Here is a 22,856-nt window from a genome sequence, read left to right on the forward strand (position 1 = left end):
ACACTAATTTTCCTGCCTTCAACTTGGGGGCAGGAAAAAAACAAACGAAAGTGTTCAAAGTTAATTAGCAAAAGTGTTCAATTCTACTTGACGCTTACACATGGATAGCCAACGCGTTTGGGATCCATGCCTGTCGCCAATTTTACAAAGTAAAGTATATTCGGTTGCCAGAATTACTGGATGAATTAGCTGTAGCGAAATATGAAGCCGATGGCAGCTTCCGCAAACTCATTCAAAAATATAAGAAGATTGATCTCTTAATTCTTGATGAATGGTTACTGACAGAGCTTTCAGAAGGGCACGCTCTGCATGTCTTAGAAATTATCGAATCGAGATTAAAGCGGACATCTACGATATTCTGTTCTCAATTCTCACCTGAAGGGTGGCACTCGAAGTTAGGACAGGCACAGGTAGCAGATGCGATTCTCGACCGCATTGTGCATGATTCCTATAAGATCCTAGTTGATGGAGAGATTTCGATGAGAGAACGTCATGGTTTGGGGGTTAGAGTATGATTCCAGAGGAAGTAGAAAATCGTATCGCTACTTATTTTTTTCATAGATACCTACCTGAAGAGGTCATGGAGAAAGTAGTAGAAGGTTTACTACATCGTTGTCTTGAGACCGAGGATGAGCATCTAGATATGGATGAAATAGTTTTATGGGCTATTCACGTCATAGATCAGGAATTAGATCATTCATCATTTTGATAAAGGCCGTAAGCAGCCATAGAAACTCCGGTTTCTATGGCTGTTTATACTGCTTTATCTGACAGGTGGCTCACTTGTCCGCATTCACTGGCTCTCTTTCCCGCAATCTGTGGCTCAAAACTCCGCACTAGTGGCTCATTCTGTCCGCAATACTCATAGACAGTATGAGTATCTTTTATATTCATAATCGTAACCGATTCATCACTTATCCAAAGGTAATAGTTTTCAGTGCCCAATATAACTTGGTAATCGGGATCAACTGTATTTCCAATACCAGGTACTTTCTCCGCACTATTGAAAGCATTGATAAATTCTTCGATTTCTTCTGTTTTCGTAATATTTATTGATGGATATGTTATTACTTTAGAGAAACCTTTCATTTGAGCAATCTCAATTTTTTCTACATTACCCTTCGAAACACATCCACTCAAAATCAACAAAGAAATTAATGTTAATAATACGCCTCTCATTTATATAGCCCCCTAATTTATTGGTAGTATAATCACATACTAAAATAGCGTAAGAAAAAAAGCCTTATTTCAGCGTGTTTCTGGCAAGGAATAAGGCTTTTAATGTTCAACTATCGCGCCCGATTACTGAAAAAGGTGCAATTCTTCTTCAAGAATTGCACCTGATTGCAGAGAATTACAAAGAATATAGTTCTAGTATTTTCTCTATAGCTATGTTATTCGAGTTACTCATATCAACAAAATAGGGTAACTGCCATTCTTGCGTTTTCATCGCTTGTTTACTTGTTGGACTATCCCAGCTAGGATAAATTCTTATTGCCATTTTCCCAATTGTTGAACTGGACCTAAGAATGTTCTGCTTAAAAAGAATTTCTTTAGGAAAAACAAATTGCCCGAATTCGTTTTCATTTTTAAAGGTAGTAATCACTAGTAAATCCGGTGCTTCCGCATATGAATAGGCTTGATTTTTATTATTTTCATCTTTTTCCCAAAATGCAACAAACTGCCCTACTTTTGTAGGTGTAATATTCGCAACTCTGAATCGAACTGTTCTAGATGATAATTCAAATGTACCCGCACCATACTTAAAATTTTGCTTTTCTTCTTGTATCGACTTTACAATTAAGTGATTGGGCTCATAAATTAGTTTACTTACATAGGTTAATGATGTATAAAAGCGGTTCATTTCTTCACCCCTAAAACTTTTAACTAAATGGCCCGTTTGAAACGCAGACCTTATGCGACAACTGCGTCAGTGTGCTGCAATACATTCGTGGTCATTTATTTACTGTGTAATGTAATTCGACAAATTGATTGAAAGTTCTTGTACCTATAAGAGAAAGATCTACCTGATAATCGCCTGCTTTAAATAAAGTTATTCCCTCTCCGATGATCGTGGGTGCAACTGTCACAATCAGTTCATCGACTAACTTTTCTTTTAAAAACGTATGTAGAATATCTCCACCACCAACTATCCAAATATTTTGCCCTTCTTCTTTTTTTAAGTTATCAGCAAACTCGACAATGTCTTCATTTATAAATTTAACATTTTTTGTATCTTCTGATGGTGTTCTTGAAAAAACGTAACAATCTTTATTTTGATAAGGGAATTGACCTTTTTCTTGTTCCATAACCCAATCATATGTCCTTTTGCCAATTAAAATTGTATCCACCGTTTCGAAAAACTCCGAATAGCCATTATCCCCTTCCCCTTCAACTTTAAATAACCAATCAAGAGAGTCATTTTTTGTAGCGATATAACCATCCAAGCTTTGAGCAATAAACAATACTATCTTCCGTTGTTTTTTCATAATAAGCCTCCTATTTACTCTTTCCACAAGAATATAAGTTTCTAATAATAGCTGCAATGCTACGACCCTTATTCAATTATCCGGTACGTTATTTTAAGTACATTTCTTCACAAACTTAATAGGGTGCGAATGCTCTTATAAAACAATTGCACCTAGTAGTTCAGTAACTTTATTTGACTTTCTGATTAAACACTCGTCAGGGAATCGCGAATCGGGTTTTCAACCCTGCGGCATTTTACTCATATCAATATACAAAGTGTTCCACAGATGACCGTTCGGATCGGCAAAACCGCAGCCATACATCCAGCCACCCTTTTCGCCCGGCTTGCTGAATACAGTGCCGCCTGCACGTTCAGCTTTCAAGGCAAACTAATAAACTTCATCCCTAGAGTCCGCCCCCAGAGAGAATAACACTTCAGTGCCCTGCCGCGAATCCGCAACCCCATTACCAGCAAAACCGAGGAACGCAGATTCTGGAAAGAGCATCAAGTAACAAAATACATTAGGAATAATCCATGCAATTCTTAACTTTGTGTTTTCCAAAAATATTCCCCGTCAAAGGTAGTACCAATATCAGCAAGAATAGATTCCAAATAAGAAGGAATTCGATTGCTGAACGACCTTGTATTCTATACATATCAGGTTCACCTAACGCTACTTCATGGAAGTATTTTACTCGATTACTCAATAAGAAAAGATGCCCTGTAAAGGCAGCCAATTCTTAAACTAAATCCACCTTTAGCTATAATGAATTCTAGTAAAACGGATAGCAATACTTTTACTTACCTAAAACACTCTACCAAAAAGGCCCTTCCTTGTTGGATATTTCAATATAAAAAGGATAAAGTCCTAAAAACAATGAAATAGATCCTATCAAAATAAATAATATTAAAAGGGAAGGACCAAAAAAGAGATTCAAAAGTAGTAAGGTAGGTGCTAAAAATGCAACCAAAGAGGATTTTTTTCTTGAACGTGGGGTAATGTATTGTTTTACCCCGCAAAATGGGCAAGTCATTCCAGTGCCTAATGTAAATGACTTTTTAAAAGTTTGTTTCCAACTCCATTTATTGTCGCAATTCTGGCAAGTCGGCATTTTTCTAGCTCCTTTCTTTTTTCTCTTTTTTTAAGTAACCTACCCAGTTAGTTGAACAAGAACAGGCTACAACACTCAATGATTTGTTTATCTTTTTATTGATAAAGTAGTTTTCCTATCACCAATTCCATTGCGCAATAATGCAGTACGCATTTTTTTCAATTAAGCTAATTTTATAGTAGAAAAAGTAATCCATATAACTAGTGTAATCACTAATAAGCCTAAAACTAAATTAGTTAATACTTTCATTTCTTTTAACTCTTTTTTTACAATTCAATCCAACTCTACACCTTATTGTATGGGTAATAGTGGTGATTTTCAAATATATTAAATAAAAGCGACCTACCCACAATTTAATTCGAGGTTAGGCCGCTATTTGCTTTGTACTTATTTCCTTCCCACTGGCAACTGGATAAATAAAAATACCGCCAATAGACGATCGTTGTTGAACTAAAACAATCCGTTACTTGAAGCGCAGCACTTCACATTATTGAGACTTCAATTTGATAATACGTTCACTAATATACCCCGCTATCATCCCAACAGCGATCGGAAGTAGAGCAATCTTAGTATCCGAGAGCGATATTTTAAATATAAGAAAGTCTATATCAGCTATAAAGCCTATTATATATAGTAATAGCATCGTTCCAAATGAAACCATTATCGGAATCCAAATGGACTTACTCACAACCCCACCTACCATTCAGGAACTTAATTGTTCAACTAATGCACTCGTTAGTTGAACAAGATTTTACTCTATATACTCAATTAACATTGCTGGAACAGCTTCAAAAATATAAATTACAGGGTTATTAAAAGGCTTGTATCTCAAAAACTCTTCAAGAGTATGCATACTTTCCCAATACTGTTTCATTAAATCTTCCTTTGAAGGTAAACCTTTAACATCTTCATATAAGTAAGCAAATAAATCACTAGATATATCTAGATTGAAAACTAGTATTTTATCACTGAACATAGGAAATTGAAAATAAGGTTTTTCAAACGGTTCCAAATGTGCACCGAAAGCAACTTTAAAATCAATCCATTTTGGCAAATGTACAGGTCTGAAACAATCTATTTCTGTAAATAATTTACCGCTGGTTGAATACCATTTTGTTGCTGTACTATTATTTAATCCTTCCTTTAAAACCCTGTCACTATCATTTTCAATGTCCAAATGATATAAAAACAAGCTATCGACTCCTTTCGTTAAATAAAACTCTGCTAACAAAATTATTCAACTAACCTGCGCCTTATTTTTAGTAATGATTCCGCAAAATAAACACCCGATTGAGGCACTAACCTTCTGCCGTTAATGTTGCACCCGTTAGTTGAACAAGACATTTTAAAAATCTATATTTTAATCAATATTCCATTTCCGATCTACACGAACTTGTTCTCCTAAACCACCAACATCCCGTATTTCAAACTTCCCAATTTTTCCTGGTTCTGAAAGAATAGCCGTACCTTTTACTTCGTGTTGTGAAACTTCACCTGCATTATTCGTATATTCTACCTGAGCGGTAAAGTCATAAAACTTGGGAGTGTTAATGTTACCACTTTTAGTTACTTGTATATCACTAACTTTCATTTCATAACGAACATCCTCCAGTTCCGTACTTAAGTGGAACTGAAAAGCCTGATTAGTAGGAATTAATTTCTCATACGTATAGTCCATAAAGTAAGGTTTATATGTTTTCCCCACTAATTCTTCATATGCAAGCCATTCAGGTGAGTCCATTGGCATTCCGAATCCCGTTCCTTCGGGCAAGCTTTGCTGAATTTCATCCATTTTCTTCTCGATGTTTTTTTGGCTAAGAATATATTCTTCATTAGGAACCGTAAATTCCGATTCAAGAACAACACGAACTGCTTCCTTGTTTTTATCTTCGGTTGAAACTACCACTTCTTCTTGGAGTTCAAGCTTTTCTTCCGAACAACCCGCAAACAGAAAACACGAACTAATCAAGAATAAGATGCCTCCTATTTTTTTGATTTGGTTATTATCCATACAAATTCCCTCCCTAGGTAATTTGTCTAATGTTAAAGTTATTATCTTATGTTAATTGTAATACGTTATAAAAACTAGAAGGTTTCATTTTTCTAACCCTTACTCATTTGTGCGAAACCCATAAATTCCTTTTTTATAAAATTTGTATTGTTATCTCAACTAAATTATCTGAAATAAAAAAAGCACTTCTTTTGTTACAATTCTTATGATAAATTCGCCTCTTTAATTCTTATTAAACTAAACTGCCCCTTTAGTTGAACAAGAAAAAAGAGCTTCATTGCAACTCAATGATTTTTCACTAAAGCTACCCGTTAGTTTAAGTATATTTTTTCACAAACTATTAGTTTAAGTTAACAATCATGTCAATTAAAACTACTTCCTAGCTCATTACTCTGTAAACAGATTGTAGTAAATACTTGATTATATTCTATTACTTCCTTCGAAATAAAATTAAGTCATACAACCAAAACGCTAAGCCGCTAGAAGTTACTGTAAAATAGTAACTGAAAAACATATAAAAATCTTCAAGATTACCTGCATAGAAAATAGTAGTAACGATTGTTCCGGTAATTAAATATATAAAGAATAATTTACTTGTGGGAATACGGCTTGTTTTTTTATGCAAATAATATTGTATTAGTGCTCCTGGAACAAGATAAACAATACTGAATATTACACCTATAAAAAAGATGTCTATTGGGTTAAATGTCCTTGGAACAGTAAAGAAACATACTAATAAGCTGAGTGAAAAACCAGATAAAACCGAGCAAAGTAATATCTTGAACACAAAAATGTTTGTTTTTCCATACATCCAAATACCTCCCTCTTTTTCGTTAATTATTAAGTTGAAGAAGAAAATAAGCCTTCAAGTGAAATGCTAAAGCAACCCTAACCCATTTTATTTCTCCTGATTTATGTATTCGCTAAAATTATAACTCAGGTTACTTCTTCAACTAAACTGCCCCTTTAGTTCAATAAGAAAAAAGCCTCTACCCCCTCTTGAAGTAAAGCACCCGATAGTTTAAAAACTTTTATTTCTTATCTCTAATTTCTTCTAAAATTTCTATTACACGATTGTTTTGGCTTTCAATATTCTTCAATCTTATTTCAATAATATATGAAGAGAAAAACACAATAAGTATAAGGGCTATTCCAGTAATTAATTCCATTTCTTCTCCTCCGATGAATTCTGTTTACTTTTAAGAGTATAATTCTTCCAACCAATATTCTCCATAGCAATACTTAAACTAACCTGCCCCTTTAGTTGAATAAGAAAAGGGTGCTTAACCCCTAATTGAAGTAAAGCACCCGTTAGTGATTGAAATAAATATAAAAAACTAGAATAAATAATGTTAACCCTAATGCCTTAACTATTTTAATCATACTACCGGACTTCCAGTATCCAATACTATCGTAAACAAAGCCGCCGACAACTAAAATGATTGCTATATTACCTAACAGTAAATTATCAAAAATCACTACACCAATTACAAAAAGCACTAGTCCAATCAAAGAAAAGGATTCAAAAATCAGCTTTATAGGCTGTTTCTTTTGTTCATCTGTTAGCTTTTTATAATCTTTTATGAAAGCGATAAGGGTTCCCATACTTAGAAATCCCACGAAGATTATTTTCACAATTAACTCCACAATAAAATTTCCCTTTAGTTAAAGAACAACAGAGACGCTTCTTAAACAATCGCGTTCATTGCTCAATTCTTTAAATTACCCTTTACAATAACTGTATAATTGTAGAAAACACAAAATATGTTAAGAGACCTGCTACAAAGTATAAAATACTTTTCTTCATAGGTCAGTTTCTCCTTTCTCAACTAAATGGTCCAATTGTTAAACAGCCTTGTTAAACTAACCTGCCCCGTTAGTAAAATCACTCCTTATGTCAATAATTCTATTAAGTTGGCAATGATCCTTTTAACATTACTACTTTAGGAGGAATGGAATTGTTACTGTCAAAAGCATGGTCTTCGTTTGAAGCTGATAAACGAATAGAGGGTTTTTCGCCGCAAACGTTGAAGGCCTATCAGTTACAATCTTTGCTACTAATTGGTTATTTTAAGGATGTAGAGATGGAATTACTGGATACAAATCAACTGAAGCAATATCTTGCTGTATCGGGCAAGCATTTAAAACCAGCCAGTCTTGCACATCGCATCCGCTTTATGAAATCGTTTTTTCGTTGGTCTCATGAAGAAGGCTACCTGAGTATGAATCCAACTTCCAAAATTAAAGAACCCAAAGTAGGTAAGCGGATACCCAAGTATTTAATCGAACGGGAGATTGAACATCTTCGTGAATCCTGTCATTCCCCAATGGAAAAAGCGATTTTTGAATTTATGTTTTCTACCGGTTGTCGAATTGGAGAAATAGTTGCGTTAGAAAAGAACCATATTTATTGGTCCAATTAAACCGTAATCGTTATAGGAAAGGCGATAAGGAAAGAGAGGTATTTTAATACACGTTGTGACATATGGCTTAAACGCTATATAGAAAGACGTAATGACCATAATTCAGCAATCTTTGTAACAGCAAGACAGCCACATAAAATGAGGGTTGCCCAAATGCGATACATCATCAAACGGATCTCCAATCGCGCGGAAATTAATATAGAAATTCATCCACACCAACTTATACACAGTTGCGCAACTCATTTGTTGAATAATGAAGCTCCTATTGAAGTCATACAAAGTCTTATGGGGCATGAGAAGAGTGAAACCACCAAGATCCACGCTCAGTTAAGTGGAGGGTTAAGGAAAGAGTATTATCAGAAGTACTTTTAAATGTAAAAGGAGAAACGACCATTAAGACGTTGCTCTACTTGACTAACACACCCGTTAGTTGAAGAAGAATAAAGGAATTGCAGCTGCAATCCCATTATCTCCAATCAAAATAGGTTATTTTTTACTTCAAGTTAAAAATTCCCTTACCAGTTTCCATATTTATAGGCAATGATGAATGTTCATGAGCTATGACCCAGGATTCATTCACTTTTTTTAAACCATATGTGAACCGATTTGTCGTTTGACGAAGTTTCTCACCAGAATCTTCTTGGTGAGCAGCAAATGTTACAGCACAATGAACAATTGCGAGATTTGAATTTTCTTCAACTACTAGTTCATTAAAATCAACTTTTAGTAAAACACCATCCTCGCTCAATCCATTAAACCACTCTGCCACATTTTCCTTCCATGAAGAAATCCCCTTGCTCTCCCAGTTCCCCCAGCAATCATAAATATGCATTTTGGGAGCATACATGGTTAAGTATTTTTCAACATCTTTTTCGTAAATTGCTGTTTTGTAATTTTCAAGTACGTCTTGAACTTTGAAAAAACCCTTCGTCATTAAGTGCATCCCCTTTACTAATTTCAGAAATATAAGTATGTTACTATAGATGAATTCAATATTCAAACACTTTTTCCCTCTTCAATTAACCAGCACCTTAGTTCAATAAGAAAAAAGCTTTACTCCTTCTTGAAGTAAAGCACCTGTTAGTTGAACAACAGGTATTATTTTATTCTGCCTCAGCACCATTTGAATAAAGTTCTTTATCTACTTGTATCCATACTTTTAAATCAATTCTTTTTGGGTATGTTTCTATATATTGATTGTTATCTTCTAATAATTTTATACCCTTTTTAGTTAAACGAGCAGGACATAAAGAAAAACTATCATCCACTCTTAGTACTCTTTCTACAAATCCTTTGTGTTCGAGAAAAAGGACAAAATTCTCAAACTCTCTTTGAGTTAACCCATAATCAGATGCACATGGCGTAAAAGTTTTCTCGTTGATTTCTTTTAAAACACTGTAACCTATTCTCAACTAGTTGAACCCCCTTTATCATTCAATTCACATTACCAATCATCTCTTTTATATAGTCTATTTCATCAACTCTTTATGAATATAGTTATTGAACTAAACTGCCCCACTAGTTCAAGAAGAACTAAGAGCTGCATTTGCAACTCAATGATTTCCAAATAAAGCTACCCGTTAGCTAAATAAGAAGATGTAAATTATAAACAGTAAAAAAATCGCTATGATAGATTTAATCCATAATATTTTTTTACTTATACCAGCTTTCCCTTCAAGATAATTTAAGTAAATCATTGTTAAAGGAAAACCTAACAATGCAAATGAAGAACCCCCACCAACGGTTTCAACATATTTGACTAATCCTACTACAATAATGAGGAGTCCTAGTGTACCAATGGACATATTAAAATATAAAGTGCCTCTATTGTTTTCCTTCAATTTTTCTCCTCCCAGTTGTATATCTCTATTTACTTATTCTCACTTCTTAAAATTAATCCTTGTTAAACTAACCTGCCCCTTTAGTTCAATAAGAAAAAATGCTTTACTCCTTCTTGAAGTAAAGCACCCGTTAGTTTAATAAGAACAGAGACGCTTTTTAAACAATCGCGCCCTTTAGCCGAAGAACTAATTTGATACACCATAAAATTTGTAACCATCTACAATTTGAGAAAGTTCTCGATTACTTACATCTTTCCAATCGGTTTCTAATATAGTATCGTTATTTGCATTTATTTCTGCAACAACTTTATTTGTTTCTCTCATAACAAAATAAAGATTTACTTCCTTTATTACACCCAAATATTTTTTGGAATAGTTCTTTATAGCTTCCAATGAAGCTTTTGTTTCAATACTCACATCAGATTCTGCAGCATCATTACTCCATGTTTCAGAATTGGGAAGCATCGTAAATTCAATGTTTAATTTCTCATCTGTAAAATCAACAACTGAAAAGTGATAAAAAATCTCACTTTTATCTTTTAAGTAAGCTTGTATTTTTTCTTCTTCGCTTTGGGTGCAAGCAGCTAACGCAAAAGTAAAAGTCATTAATAACATGAACAAAACATATTTCTTCATTGCTAAACCTCACATCCTTTACATTAGATAAATGAAAAAATTTAAAACTATTTCGAACTAAACTGCCGCGTTAGTTCAATAAGAAAAAGAGTTACCACTGGCAACCCCATGATTTTTTACTAAAGCACCCGTTAGTTGAATAAGAGAAATTAATTTTGGAAGCAAGTCTCATATTGGGCTTTCATTAACAACCTTTGATTGCCGAGTTAGCTGTAAATAACTAACTATCGAATTGAGCCTGAAAATTCACCCTGTTTACTATTTAACTTCTTCACAAATTCACTATCATCCCAAATATTAGGGTTGTCAATTGTTAGATTTTCTCCGCGTACCATGAAATCATAACTATCTTTTGCACCGGTATACCAATCAACAATGACTAACTTGCCGTTTACATTGCGTACGAGAAATTCAGTGGGTTCACCATAACTCCCTACAGTCTTTTTAATTTCCGCAGGTAAATTTAAATAGAGAAAACCCCCATCTACGTCATCAGTATACTCCACTTCCCGAGTGCCAATATCAACACTCTTCACCAAATTATCAGTAAGATTGTGCGATAAATACAAGTCAAATTGGTATTGAATCTTATTTTGCGTATACTGTTTAAGGTTTTCGTTATCGATAAATGCACCCAATTCAATATCCGAGCCGTTCCAGACAGCTTTATAATAGTCAGTCAGCGCTATCACACACATTTCATAAGCCGTTTCAGAATCCTGAATAGATAGTTCCCCTTCATTCTTAGCTGCATAATCGGGGGTATCTTGTAATACATTCTCTTCCGTGCTGGGCGTAATCTCTGTGTTTATAGCACGAACTGTGCTGCTATCTTCCGAGACTGCAGGCGTATTTTTTTCGTTACTAGCATTTGTTTTATCTTGATTACACCCAACTAACAAAATTGAACTAAATACAATTACTGGAATTAGAGCTTGTTTCATCACTTCTAAATTCCCCTTTCAAAAATAAAGTGCACATTCCACAACAATTCTCTATACGTAAGTATGACGTTATATATTGGTAAAAGTTTCAATTTAAAACATAATCTTGTGCAACTAACCTGCCCCGTTAGTTGAAGAAGGAAAAGGATTAGCTACATGAGATCAATCCGTAAAAACATCAATTCAATCTTTAACCTGTTGTGTATGGCCTGTACACACCAGGTTACCATAACACCGGTATCGGAAGTGGTTAACTCCATTACGCAATAAGAAAAGCTGCCTTGTAATCAGAGAAAATAAATTTTATTCATCAATAACATCCACTTTTTTAGTTGTTTGATTCTTTCTATGATCAAGTAAATAAAGTATAGCTAAAAGTAAGGTAAGACTGGAGATCGCTATTGAAAAGTTAGCCATTAAAACTGGTATATAGTTTTGAAGGCTAAAAAGTATATGTATTAATAAAACTATTGCTGGTAGAACTATGCCGAATATAGATAGGTTTCGCATATGAAATCTCCCCTGCATTATTTGCCTTATTTTAACAAAAATTACACTTCCCCACAATCCTCGATTCGATAACTGAACGATCTTGTATAGTTCATACACGACAGGTTAACATAACGCCACTTCACGGAAGTAATTAATTAGAAAAGCTGCCCTGTAAAGACAAGCGATTGTTAAACTAAAGCGCTCGATTACGGAAGATTATTGCTTAGACATTTCGAAGGATATCCTTTAGTTCAAGAAGAACTGTTATATTGAATTCAGAATTTCCCTTGCCTTCAGGTCCACTTCTTCTAATTTTTCACCTTCAGTAGGCATTGAATTTAGTCGTTTCAAGTCGCTTATTAATAACTTTCTATATTCAGGTGATAAATTCTTTACTAAGTATTCTAAACACCAGAATTTCCATATATTATCGTCAGTTGAAAATACATTTTTTATATAAGGAACGATTTCTTTCGGAGAAGCTAAAAGGATTTCAGCGACTTCAGGTGCGATCGGCCAGTTCATATCCTGAATCCATTTAAGAAGCCCAGGTATTAAAGGGATAATATTCTTTTTCTCCATCTTTCTTATTTTATTTACACTTTCAAAATCAAACTTATTTCTGGGTAGTCTTTCATCAAAGTTATTCATTTTTATTACCCCTTAGTTTTAAAATTGCTGCTAATCCCATTACATATTCTCGCCTTTTTATGAAATAATCATTGCAAAAATTCACTTAAAGTTTAGCCGGGACACTTTATTGACAAAAGTCATAGATAGATAGATGGATAGATTTATTTATTTTTATTTTCTAATTCCTTAACTCTTTTTTCCATGTTCTTCATATTTTTGATTGAGTGAAGGGCGAGCCCTAAAGCTATTCCACCTAAAGTGAATGCCGGAAAAACAAGAAAAGTAAACCACTCCATCTTTTAACCTCCCTAAAGTTACTAAACAATCTGGCCCATGAGTTAAATAAGGAATCCAATTGCTAAACAAGCTTGTATCTTCCATGCACCTTTAGTTAACTTAACACCAATTCACGGAAGTAGTTAACTTCATTACTCAATAAGAAAATACCGCCCTGTGAAGGCAGCCGATTATTCAACTAAAGCACCCCGTTAGTTAAACTATTTACAACGCTGTATCAGGACTCACTTTTGAATTTCTACTACCGAAACTCCTTCTGTTGTTACATGAAAAGTTATTGTAATAGGACCTTGAGGTGGATTATAAGGACCTGTATACGTGTCATATTTTACTTTCACAATAAAATCATAGTGAGAATACCCACCAGTTAGTCGTTTTACTTCTAATATTTCTGCATCAAAAAATGAATAACTACGATTGGCATATTCCTTATTAATCACTTTCCTTGCAGCAGGGTCTAATAAAACTAATAATACATCATAAAAATCGGAATGCTTTTCTTCAGCACTGACTTTATCAGCTTCAGTTTTACCTGTATTCGACAACATCACTCCGGAAGTGAAAAACGTTAAAACCAAAACAATTGAAATCGAAATAAAGGTAATTTGTTTGTTTTTCATATTTTGAATTACCACCTTAAGTTTATCAGTCAAGGTAGTTTGCCCAGTTCATAAAAATTTTGTGTTTGTTCAACTAACCTGCCCCGTTAGTAAAAAAGGCACTACTCCTTCTTGAAGTATAGCGCCCGTTAGTTGAACAACAAAGGGCACTGTTATTGGTTTCTAAAATCAAATTTATCTCTTCGCACATCTAAAGTATGTCCGTTAATTACCACTGCGTTATTGTCTGTCCAAGTAATATTTGCAGTTTCTTCTCGATAGTTCCAATAGATGTTTTTGGTTTTATTATTCTTCTCATTAAATACCAACTCGCCACGAACAGCATATGCCGTTGTTGCTCCTCCGTTAGTGACATATGCTTTTAACGTGTATTTTCCATTAGGTGATGTCTCTTCTGTAAGATATTCTCCAGTTGGTAACCGATTCATATCAAAGAACATCCAATAAACTCCATACCCGACCAATGCAGCAAATAAGAAACCAACTATAATTAATCCCTTTAAAATTTTCATAAAAACTCTCTTGCTCTCAGCTTCAACACTAAATTCTTGATACGCCAAAGTCAAAAATCCCCCTATTTTTGAAAATGTCTTATTCAACTAACCTGCCCCTTTAGGTCAATAAGAAAAAAGCTTTACTCCTTGTTGAAGTAAGCACCTGTTAGTGAAACTAAAAAAGCATTAGGGTGATAATTCAAGAAAGTAATCCCTTATTTCTGTTGGTAACTCTTCAACTGCAAGAACTTTTAACTTTCGGATACCTTGTGTACCTGGTGAAGTCATAATCAGATAAGATCTTTCATCATATTCAAAAAGGGCAAATTGATTTATACTGTTTGCTACTGTTTTCGTTCCATTGATAAATTCAAAATCTTCTTCCTTAAAATTAGCCTCGTATCCTTCTAACATTAAACTTTGTGCCTCTTCAAAATCATCTGCAAAAGTCATTGATTGATATAGGTCTAATGAATTTTTAGGTTTGAAAAGATGGAAATAATAATTAACCGAAATAAGAATAACAAAAACGATTATGCCAGTTATTAACCTACTTTTTAATGACACTTTCTTCAAACGTTCCATTGTTCCACCTCACTTTTCACCTGATTTTTTCATAAATAAAATATAAACCGTTCTTTCACTAACCTGCCCGGTTAGTTGAACAACAACAGTCCTAATAGTGATACGTTCTTAATGAGTTATAAGTTTCATTAACTGTCAATAAATAACTTCATACTATCATTTTGCTTAAAGACCATTATCACTTCTACACTTTGCAATATCCAGGAACTGGAACCCACTAAAATTTAGGGGCACTTACAGTCTCTATATAAAGTCATCTATTCTTTTCTTTCGAAGCAAATGCATTTTTCACTTGAACATTGTTGAAACGCGGCAGGCAACTATTCGCAACAGGATTTCCGAAATAGGTGGAAATAGTCCAGTTAAAATGAAGGTTTTTAAGCCATTTTCACTAGTGATTTATGCACGTAAATCGTTAATTAACAGACGTGTTGCCAAAAATCTCCCTACGACTATTTCGTAGGGAGATTTTTGGTTATTTTTTAAAAAGTGAATCCGCCTGTCTGACAATCATAGAATAGCCTTCACGCTCGATTAGTTCCCTTTTTTCAGTGTCATAAATAGGGATTGCCAAATTTTCTATGGAATCATTCATGTCAATCGCACAATGGATCTCTGCCAGCTTTCTTGATAAATGAAGCATATCTATATCTTCTTCGATCTTTTTACGCATGCCAGGGGTTAATTCATGTAAGGCCTCAATTACACCCTCAACCGAACCATATTCCTTAATTAATTTAAGGGCAGTTTTTGGTCCAATCCCTTTCACACCTGGATAACCATCACTGCTATCTCCTGTGAAGGCCTTCGTATCGATAAACTGCTTCGGCGAAATGCCGTATTCTTCTACAAACCGTTCATATGTATAGATATCATAAACGTTGTATCCCTTTTTCATGAACGCAATTTGAACGCCTGGTCTGAGTAGTTGGAGCAGGTCTTTATCACCTGTTACGATTGTGATCTCCGCTTTACCATCCCACGTCTCGACCATCGACCCAATTAAATCATCTGCTTCCATCCCAAGTATTCCGTAGTTTTTCCAACCGATTAGTTCAGAAACACTTCTTGTCATATCGAACTGCGGAACAAGCTCCGGTGCTGGTTCAGGTCGATTCGCTTTATATCCATCAAATAACTCATTGCGAAACGTATGTGCACTCATATCCCAGCAAACTGCCATATGTGTTGGATTGAAAATCGACGTTGCAGTCATCGTATGACGCGCAAATCCTTGTACCCCATTTGTCGGTACACCTGCGGCATTGGGAAAGTAGTGTCCCATAGCTGATGTTGCAAAAAATGAACGGAATAAAAGTGCCATTCCGTCGATTAATAAGATATGTGGTTTTTCTTGATTATCCATCGAAACTCCCCCTAGAATCATCGCTCGTTCTATCATAGCATAATGGCCAATAATCGATTTCAAATCAGATTCAGAATGAAAAATAAAGATCAGACATTCAAGTAGATGACTAATCTTCATTTTTATCGTTATACAATTTTTTGAATAGCATCGTGCGAAGATAACCTTTTTAATGAATCAATTCATTTTTCTTATCTTCTCAATCGCTTCTTTATCCAGATGAGTTACCTTGGCAATAAAGTAAATTGACGCGCCCTCTTTTAGCATTTCAAGTACGACTTTCGCTATACCTTGCTCTATTCCTTGCTCTATTCCTTGCTCTATTCCTTTTCTTTCCCCCTCTTCTCGTTCCATGGCGAAGATTGCAGCTAGAGTTGGTGATGGGTTTTCTTCGTTAAATTGAACCATGTCGTTGGCCTCCTCTTTTAAAATAGGGCGAATTATTTTTGCGAGTTGTTCGGATAACTCCTGCGGTAACCGTAATAAGTAGTCTATAAAATAAAATACAGCTTGAATCGTCGTGCGCGAATAAATGGGGTGTTTAATAATTTCCCGCATTAATTTCATTTTAAACGCATAGCGTTTGTCCGCATCTTGCTTCGTTTCGTTCATATATTTGGTCGCAAGGACAACTTTACTGAATAGCTTATCTGACTGCTCCAATTCTTTATAATCGTAATCGGCAACCTTATAATTAGTATACGCATAATCCAGCTTTGTGCCAAAATAGGAGTAGCGAAATTGAGTAGAAAATTCGCTTTGATGCGGTGATGTCATGATGGCTAATGCAACAATTTCTCGATCAAACCGATCATAAATGCGATAAAAATATTGAAACATTCGCTTAGCAAAATCTTTTTCATTGTCACTTTGCACTTCCACATGTACTAAAATCCACTTTTCTTCACCGTCCACCAGATACACTTTGACAAGCTGGTCTGCCATTCGGCGCCCTTTCTTTTCATCCATAATTTCTTGAAAAAGTTCCTGTTGCAAAAAATCCGGTGCTTTTGAAAAATCTACTTGTGCATGTAATGTTGGTGCGAAAAACAACAAAAAGTCTTCGAATAGTTCTCCAATCACTTTTTTCCATAGACCGTCTTGATCCAAGTCTCCCGCTTCATAATCCGCTGGCTTTTCCCATACTAACGCTCTCACCATACCGCTCAGCCCCTTCATATTGATTCTTTCATCCACCCTATAACAAAAGGAATATAAAGTAAATTTAGCAGAAAGACGAATAATTCCATTTTAGGTATGAATTCGCTATTTTTGATCAATTATGAAGCCAAAACGGGGATTAAAATTTATATTTGATAAAGTGAAATTTCGTGAATTTGGGTGCGAGGTACCGGGTGCGATGATCGCAACACGCTGGTTTATGATTGGTTGGCGTTGCTTTATGATCGGTTCGCGCTGCTTTATGATTGGTTCGCATTGCTTTATGATCGGTTCGCGTTGCTTTATGATCGGTTCGCGTTGCTTTATGATCGGTTCGCGCTGCTTTATGATTGGTTCGCGTTGCTTTATGATCGGTTCGCGCTGCTTTATGATCGCTCCACGCTGCTTTATGATTGGTTCCAACTTTCATCACTTCATTCAACACAAAAAAACGAAGCTGTTAAATCTCGCTTCGGTTTTTTGCTAGTTATCCTACCAAAAATTGTGCTAGCTTTTCGATATCCGGAGTGAATATACGGTCTTCATCTATCGGCCGAACAATGGCACTTAATTGCTCGAACTTCAAATGCGTTTTCGGAGCCATTTGCTCGGGTCCGCGAATAGAACAGCCTGTCATCGCGCAAAGCGCTTCGATCGCGAGCACGTTTCGCGCATTTTTAATGATGGCATGCGCATGCCTCGCGCCAATCGTTCCCATCGAGACATGGTCTTCCTGGTTGCCCGACGATGGAATCGAGTCAACGGACGCCGGATGTGCGAGTGTTTTATTCTCCGAAACAAGGCTTGCTGCTGAATATTGCAAGATCATTGCACCCGATTGTAACCCCGGTTCCGGGCTAAGGAACGGTGGTAATCCTTCATTTAAATGTGGATTAACGAGCCGTTCGATTCGGCGTTCGGAAATACTTGCAAGTTCTGCCACGCCAAGTTTCAAAAAGTCCATTGCAAACGCAATCGGCTGACCATGGAAATTACCACCCGATACGACTGTATCGCCATCATCGAAAATAAGCGGATTGTCAGTCGCAGCATTCATCTCAATCTCCAGCTTCTCTTTTACATATCCAAGCACTTGCCAGCTCGCGCCGTGCACTTGTGGAATACAACGAATGGAATAAGCGTCTTGGACACGTTTTTCGCCTTGGATGGTCGTAAGCTGACTTCCTTCCAACCAGTCCAGCATCCTCGCTGCAACATCCACTTGTTCCGGATAACCGCGCGCTTCGTGAATCGCCGGATGAAATGCGTCTGTAATCCCATATAACGCTTCCATTGTCATTGCCGCAATCCATTCGCTAGCATATGCAAGTGATTCTGCCTCCAAATAATTGACAACGCCTTGCGCAGTCATCGCTTGCGTCCCGTTAATGAGCGCAAGTCCTTCTTTCGCTTCGAGCACAATCGGCGACATGCCATGCTCTTTCCAAATAGTTGCAGCTGGAACATGCAAACCATCTTGCCAGACAAATCCTTCACCCAGCAAAACAAGTGCGAGATGGGACAATGGCGCGAGGTCGCCTGATGCACCGAGTGAGCCTTGCTGCGGAATGACCGGGTGAATGCGATTGTTCACCATATAAGCAAAGCGTTCCAATACCTCGGCACGAATTCCTGAGAAACCTTTCAAAAGCGCATTCAGGCGAAGCACCACCATCGCACGCGAAACGGTTTCAGGAAACGCTTCGCCTACGCCGCATGAGTGGGATCGAATCAAGTGCAATTGCAGTGCTTTCGTATCTTTTTCATCGATTTTAACATCGCTGAATTTGCCGAAACCCGTATTAATACCATAGACAGTGCGGTCTTCACGAACAATTTTCTCAACCGCGGCACGGCTTTTATTTACACGTTCCACGGCTTCCTCGTTCAATGAAACCCCAATTTCGTTATATATGATGTCTTTCATTTGAGCCAGATTTAGAGATGAACCTGTTAATTCAATCATGACAACCATCCTTTAGTAAAATTAATCATCCAACGACTTTTACACCTTTTTTCCAAACGGACTTGACGTGGTTTACACCAAACAAGTATTGTAGTTCTTGGTAGTTTGAAATGTCCCATAGAACGACATCCCCTTGTTTACCCGGTTCCAGTGATCCCGTCGCATTTTCCATCCGAATCGCACATGCCGCATTAAATGTCGCGGCAGTAAGCGCTTCTGCCGGTGTTAGGCGCATCGATATACACGCTAAGTTCATAACAAGTGGCATCGACGTTGTCGGTGAAGATCCAGGATTACAATCTGTCGAAATTGCAACTGGTACGCCAGCGTCAATCATCTTTCGCCCTTCTGCTGCTTGCTCCCTAAGATATAAGGCGGTTGCTGGCAATAAACAAGCAATCGTCCCCGCTTCTGCCATCGCTTTAATTCCTTCATCAGACGCTTTCAATAAATGCTCCGCTGAAATCGCTCCAACTTTAGCCGCGAGCTCTGCTCCACCATAGGGTTCAATTTCATCCGCATGGATTTTCGGTATCAGCCCAACCTTTTTCCCTGCTTCTAAAATCCGTTGTGATTGTTCTGGTGTGAAAACACCGACTTCACAAAACACATCGTTGAAGACTGCGAGCTTTTCATTGGCAACGGCTGGAAGCATTTCATTGACAACTAGATTTATATAATCGTCTTCTCGCCCTTTGAATTCTGTTGGGACTGCGTGTGCGCCCATGAATGTTGGCACGAGGTCAATTGCGTGTTCTTGCTGCAAACGTTTCATGACACGCAACTGTTTGAGTTCCGTCTCTAAATCTAAGCCGTAACCGCTTTTTCCTTCGACAGTCGTGACGCCATGTTTTAGGAACGAATCCAGACGCTTCTTCGCCTGCTCAACAAGTTCATCTTCAGTCGCTTCGCGCGTCATTTTTGTTGTCGCATGAATACCGCCGCCTGCATTCATAATGTCCATATAGGTCGCACCTTCAAGTCGCATTTCAAACTCACGTTCGCGACTACCGCCATAAGCAACATGTGTATGTGGATCGACAAGCCCCGGTGTAACGAGATGGCCTGTCGCGTTTGTAATTTCAGCTTCATGGGCGCGGTCTTTGAACTGCTCTTCTAATTCTTGAGTCGTTCCAACCGCTTGAATGATGCCCTCTTCAATCCAAATACTGCCGTCTTCTATGATCGTTAACTCATTCATCGCTTCTTTTATTCGCGGTGCTGAACTTGGTTGGGCTAACGTCGCAAGTTGCGCCGCATGTTTAATCCAAACAATTTTTGTCATTCTTGAATCGCCTCTTTTGCCATCATTGGAATGTTGACCCCTTTTTCCCGAGCCGTTTTCTCGGCGAGTTCATAGCCCGCATCTACATGGCGAACAATGCCCATTCCTGGATCTGTCGTCAATACACGTTCAATTCGAGCTTCCGCTTCTTTGGTTCCATCTGCGACAATTACCATACCTGCGTGAACCGAATAACCCATGCCAACGCCGCCCCCATGATGAATAGAAACCCATGTTGCTCCGCCGACAGCATTGATCATTGCATTCAACAACGGCCAGTCAGCTACTGCATCCGAACCGTCTTTCATCGCTTCCGTTTCGCGGTTTGGTGATGCAACTGAACCGGAGTCAAGATGATCCCGCCCAATTACAATCGGTGCTTTTAATTCACCGGAAGCCACCATGTCGTTAATGATTTTTCCAAACCTAGCACGTTCCCCGTAACCCAACCAGCAAATCCGTGAAGGCAATCCTTGGAACTGAATTTTATCTTGCGCCATCCGAATCCAATTGCATAAATGTTTGTTGTCACTGAATTCGCGTAAAATTACTTCATCCGTTTTATAAATATCTTCAGGATCACCTGATAAGGCTACCCAACGGAAAGGACCTTTTCCTTCACAAAACTGTGGACGTATATAGGCAGGAACAAACCCTGGGAAATCGAATGCACGCGTAACACCTTCGTCTTTGGCCACTTGACGGATATTATTTCCATAGTCGAACGTAATGGCGCCTTTATCCATCATCTCAAGCATTGCTTCAACGTGTTTTGCCATAGATGCTTTAGATTGTTTAACATACTCCTCAGGGTTATCGGTACGAAGTTTTGCAGCTTCGTCGAGTGACATGCCAGATGGGATATAACCATTTAACGGATCATGCGCAGATGTCTGATCCGTCAGCACATCCGGAATAAACCCGATTGCAAGCATGGCAGGAAGAACTTCCGCAGCATTACCCAGCAAGCCGATCGACAGTGCACGGCCTTCTTTTTTCGCTTCTTGCGCAAGACGAATCGCTTCTTCCAGTGAATCTGTTTTCACATCGGTATAGCGCGTTTCAATTCGGCGATCAATTCGCGTTTCATCCACTTCGATGCCGATACAAACTCCCCCGGCCATCGTAACCGCTAGCGGCTGTGCGGCACCCATGCCTCCAAGTCCAGCAGTTAGTGTGATTGTCCCTTTCAGCGACTCTCCGAAATGCTGTTTCGCCAGTTCTGCAAACGTTTCGTATGTCCCTTGCACGATTCCTTGTGAACCGATATAAATCCAGCTTCCCGCCGTCATTTGTCCGTACATCATGAGTCCTTTTTTATCGAGCTCATGGAAATGTTCCCAGTTGGCATATGCCGGGACTAGGTTCGAGTTCGCTATCAATACTTTTGGTGCGTCTGTATGTGACTTGAATATCGCAACTGGTTTCCCCGATTGCACAAGTAGCGTTTCATCATTTTCAAGTTCTTTCAACGAGCGGACAATTGCGTCAAACGACTCCCAATTTCGTGCCGCCTTTCCAATGCCACCGTAAACGACTAGATCATCGGGATGCTCCGCCACTTCCGCGTCTAAGTTATTCATAAGCATACGAAGCGCCGCCTCTTGCTGCCACCCCTTCGTGTTCAACTCAGTCCCACGGTAACGAATAACCTTTTCAGATGCTTTCCCCACTATGAACCCCTCCTTACTAATCTACTACTATCGTACACGATGAAAGCGTTTTATTCTGCATAATTCAGAAAATTTAGTCCGTGCTAATAGGGTGCTATTGTAGTGGGATGAAGCGGTGAAGTTGCTATATAGTTGGCACTTAACAAATGGTGTGTGATTCCTATATCGCTAAGTCGCTAGATTTGTTCGTTATACGGGTGAGCTATATCACCTAGTTAATTCGAAGTAGGTAGTGCCGAATCTATAGTTGGAGTGGATTTGATAAACTGAGTAACCCATAGTACGAACTGTTCGGCGGATTGCCCGAACTCTACTGCAGCGACAATTCTTTATCAAATAAAAAAAGTTTCAAGCACCCTTCGATAAAATGCATCTTTATATGTAAACATAAGTGACAGGCGAGCATCATGATTTACTGCAATTGCTTTCTCCGCCAATTCCGTATCAGTCATACCTCCACCTCCATACCCTCTTATAGAATAAACCCTCGAAACCCGAAAATGTTTTCGTAAAATAAAAGTCCATTCCTTTTCACCCATTGTCGCATAGGATAAAGAGAATCGCTTGGAAGGAGTGAACGAATGGTAAACATGCAACCAGGTGGTCAAGGGGAGCAGCAATGGTACCCGCAATTACCTGAAGGATATGAAGGTAACCGAACGCAAGATACGTCAGGGTATGCAAATGATAGCTGGTCTCCAGGCATGGGGACTTCCGGACAAGGAATGCAAGGTTACGACATGCAAGCTTTCTCTCCAGGGCAAGAGATGCAAGGCTACGACATGCAAGCTTTTTCTCCAGGGCAAGAGATGCAAGGTTACGACATGCAAGCTTTCTCTCCAGGGCA

At 37.7% G+C, this 22,856-nt stretch carries 25 protein-coding genes and 3 pseudogenes; 4 read left to right on the forward strand and 24 right to left on the reverse strand.

The window, feature by feature from the left end:
• Positions 1-98: 98 nt before the first annotated feature.
• Together I2483_RS17885 and I2483_RS17890 are read left to right on the forward strand one after the other, a co-directional pair.
• A pseudogene (locus tag I2483_RS17885) lies at positions 99-515 on the forward strand (ATP-binding protein); the annotation flags it as partial.
• The gene (locus tag I2483_RS17890) at positions 512-709 is read left to right on the forward strand and encodes a hypothetical protein (protein WP_207278462.1); all 198 of its coding nucleotides are present in this window, start codon (positions 512-514) and stop codon (positions 707-709) included. The pseudogene I2483_RS17885 and the gene I2483_RS17890, both read left to right, overlap by 4 nt.
• Positions 710-753: 44 nt before the next feature.
• Here the strand turns inward: I2483_RS17890 and I2483_RS17895 are convergent, their stop codons facing one another.
• The 9 genes from I2483_RS17895 to I2483_RS17935 form a co-directional block, all read right to left on the reverse strand.
• Positions 754-1,179 carry a YhfM domain-containing protein gene (locus tag I2483_RS17895; RefSeq protein ID WP_207278463.1) on the reverse strand — a complete coding sequence of 142 codons (426 nt, stop codon included), beginning with the start codon at positions 1,177-1,179 and terminating at the stop codon, positions 754-756.
• Positions 1,180-1,354: 175 nt separating this feature from the next.
• Complete coding sequence (locus tag I2483_RS17900) at positions 1,355-1,864, reverse strand: MepB family protein (RefSeq protein ID WP_207278464.1); 510 nt, start codon at positions 1,862-1,864, stop codon at positions 1,355-1,357.
• Between the two features lie 91 nt (positions 1,865-1,955).
• Positions 1,956-2,489, reverse strand: a complete 534-nt coding sequence (locus I2483_RS17905) for a dihydrofolate reductase family protein (protein WP_207278465.1) — start codon at positions 2,487-2,489, stop codon at positions 1,956-1,958.
• Positions 2,490-3,285: 796 nt separating this feature from the next.
• Positions 3,286-3,582 carry a TIGR04104 family putative zinc finger protein gene (locus I2483_RS17910; protein ID WP_207278466.1) on the reverse strand — a complete coding sequence of 99 codons (297 nt, stop codon included), beginning with the start codon at positions 3,580-3,582 and terminating at the stop codon, positions 3,286-3,288.
• 751 nt (positions 3,583-4,333) lie between these two features.
• On the reverse strand, positions 4,334-4,774 hold the full coding sequence (locus I2483_RS17915) for a hypothetical protein (protein ID WP_207278467.1): 441 nt from the start codon (positions 4,772-4,774) through the stop codon (positions 4,334-4,336).
• A 168-nt stretch (positions 4,775-4,942) separates the two neighbouring features.
• Entirely contained in the window at positions 4,943-5,593 is a 651-nt protein-coding gene (locus I2483_RS17920) for a hypothetical protein (protein ID WP_207278468.1), read from the reverse strand.
• A 430-nt stretch (positions 5,594-6,023) separates the two neighbouring features.
• Positions 6,024-6,404 carry a hypothetical protein gene (locus I2483_RS17925; RefSeq protein ID WP_207278469.1) on the reverse strand — a complete coding sequence of 127 codons (381 nt, stop codon included), beginning with the start codon at positions 6,402-6,404 and terminating at the stop codon, positions 6,024-6,026.
• A 220-nt stretch (positions 6,405-6,624) separates the two neighbouring features.
• Entirely contained in the window at positions 6,625-6,762 is a 138-nt protein-coding gene (locus tag I2483_RS17930; protein ID WP_207278470.1) for a hypothetical protein, read from the reverse strand.
• A gap of 142 nt (positions 6,763-6,904) precedes the next feature.
• Positions 6,905-7,198 (reverse strand): hypothetical protein, encoded by a 294-nt coding sequence (locus tag I2483_RS17935; RefSeq protein ID WP_207278471.1) that lies wholly within the window; start codon positions 7,196-7,198, stop codon positions 6,905-6,907.
• A 353-nt stretch (positions 7,199-7,551) separates the two neighbouring features.
• On the opposite strand from I2483_RS17935, the pseudogene I2483_RS17940 reads away from it, so the two are divergent.
• Positions 7,552-8,388, forward strand: a pseudogene (locus I2483_RS17940) (tyrosine-type recombinase/integrase).
• Positions 8,389-8,509: 121 nt separating this feature from the next.
• Here the strand turns inward: I2483_RS17940 and I2483_RS17945 are convergent.
• The 15 genes from I2483_RS17945 to hutU all read right to left on the reverse strand — a co-directional run bounded on the left by I2483_RS17945 (position 8,510) and on the right by hutU (position 22,009).
• Positions 8,510-8,950: a YybH family protein gene (locus tag I2483_RS17945; protein WP_207278472.1), complete on the reverse strand. Its 441-nt coding sequence runs from the start codon at positions 8,948-8,950 to the stop codon at positions 8,510-8,512.
• Between the two features lie 169 nt (positions 8,951-9,119).
• The gene (locus I2483_RS17950) at positions 9,120-9,428 is read right to left on the reverse strand and encodes a hypothetical protein (RefSeq protein ID WP_207278473.1); all 309 of its coding nucleotides are present in this window, start codon (positions 9,426-9,428) and stop codon (positions 9,120-9,122) included.
• 168 nt (positions 9,429-9,596) lie between these two features.
• On the reverse strand, positions 9,597-9,857 hold the full coding sequence (locus I2483_RS17955; RefSeq protein ID WP_207278474.1) for a hypothetical protein: 261 nt from the start codon (positions 9,855-9,857) through the stop codon (positions 9,597-9,599).
• A 186-nt stretch (positions 9,858-10,043) separates the two neighbouring features.
• The gene (locus tag I2483_RS17960) at positions 10,044-10,493 is read right to left on the reverse strand and encodes a hypothetical protein (RefSeq protein WP_186673865.1); all 450 of its coding nucleotides are present in this window, start codon (positions 10,491-10,493) and stop codon (positions 10,044-10,046) included.
• A gap of 224 nt (positions 10,494-10,717) precedes the next feature.
• Positions 10,718-11,437, reverse strand: a complete 720-nt coding sequence (locus tag I2483_RS17965) for a hypothetical protein (protein WP_186673880.1) — start codon at positions 11,435-11,437, stop codon at positions 10,718-10,720.
• A gap of 756 nt (positions 11,438-12,193) precedes the next feature.
• A complete protein-coding gene (locus tag I2483_RS17970) occupies positions 12,194-12,580 on the reverse strand; it encodes a DUF5071 domain-containing protein (protein ID WP_207278475.1) in 387 nt (128 codons plus the stop codon).
• A 143-nt stretch (positions 12,581-12,723) separates the two neighbouring features.
• Complete coding sequence (locus tag I2483_RS19530; RefSeq protein WP_255550509.1) at positions 12,724-12,858, reverse strand: hypothetical protein; 135 nt, start codon at positions 12,856-12,858, stop codon at positions 12,724-12,726.
• A gap of 225 nt (positions 12,859-13,083) precedes the next feature.
• On the reverse strand, positions 13,084-13,479 hold the full coding sequence (locus I2483_RS17975; RefSeq protein WP_207278476.1) for a DUF3888 domain-containing protein: 396 nt from the start codon (positions 13,477-13,479) through the stop codon (positions 13,084-13,086).
• 152 nt (positions 13,480-13,631) lie between these two features.
• A complete protein-coding gene (locus tag I2483_RS17980; RefSeq protein WP_207278482.1) occupies positions 13,632-13,991 on the reverse strand; it encodes a DUF5412 domain-containing protein in 360 nt (119 codons plus the stop codon).
• A gap of 168 nt (positions 13,992-14,159) precedes the next feature.
• Positions 14,160-14,558, reverse strand: coding sequence for a hypothetical protein (locus I2483_RS17985; protein ID WP_207151873.1), 399 nt, complete (start codon positions 14,556-14,558; stop codon positions 14,160-14,162).
• A 475-nt stretch (positions 14,559-15,033) separates the two neighbouring features.
• Positions 15,034-15,924 (reverse strand): 5'-3' exonuclease, encoded by an 891-nt coding sequence (locus tag I2483_RS17990; protein ID WP_207278477.1) that lies wholly within the window; start codon positions 15,922-15,924, stop codon positions 15,034-15,036.
• Positions 15,925-16,101: 177 nt separating this feature from the next.
• On the reverse strand, positions 16,102-17,085 hold the full coding sequence (locus I2483_RS17995) for an RpnC/YadD family protein (RefSeq protein WP_207278478.1): 984 nt from the start codon (positions 17,083-17,085) through the stop codon (positions 16,102-16,104).
• Between the two features lie 487 nt (positions 17,086-17,572).
• A complete protein-coding gene (gene hutH / locus I2483_RS18000; RefSeq protein ID WP_207278479.1) occupies positions 17,573-19,051 on the reverse strand; it encodes a histidine ammonia-lyase in 1,479 nt (492 codons plus the stop codon).
• A 25-nt stretch (positions 19,052-19,076) separates the two neighbouring features.
• On the reverse strand, positions 19,077-20,336 hold the full coding sequence (gene hutI / locus I2483_RS18005; protein WP_207278480.1) for an imidazolonepropionase: 1,260 nt from the start codon (positions 20,334-20,336) through the stop codon (positions 19,077-19,079).
• Positions 20,333-22,009, reverse strand: coding sequence for a urocanate hydratase (hutU, locus tag I2483_RS18010; protein WP_207278481.1), 1,677 nt, complete (start codon positions 22,007-22,009; stop codon positions 20,333-20,335). The genes hutI and hutU overlap by 4 nt, the downstream gene beginning before the upstream one ends.
• A gap of 581 nt (positions 22,010-22,590) precedes the next feature.
• On the opposite strand from hutU, the pseudogene I2483_RS18015 reads away from it, so the two are divergent.
• Positions 22,591-22,856: pseudogene (locus tag I2483_RS18015) on the forward strand (hypothetical protein); the annotation flags it as partial.

It is taken from the genome of Sporosarcina sp. E16_3 (assembly GCF_017347125.1).
Taxonomy (GTDB): domain Bacteria; phylum Bacillota; class Bacilli; order Bacillales_A; family Planococcaceae; genus Sporosarcina.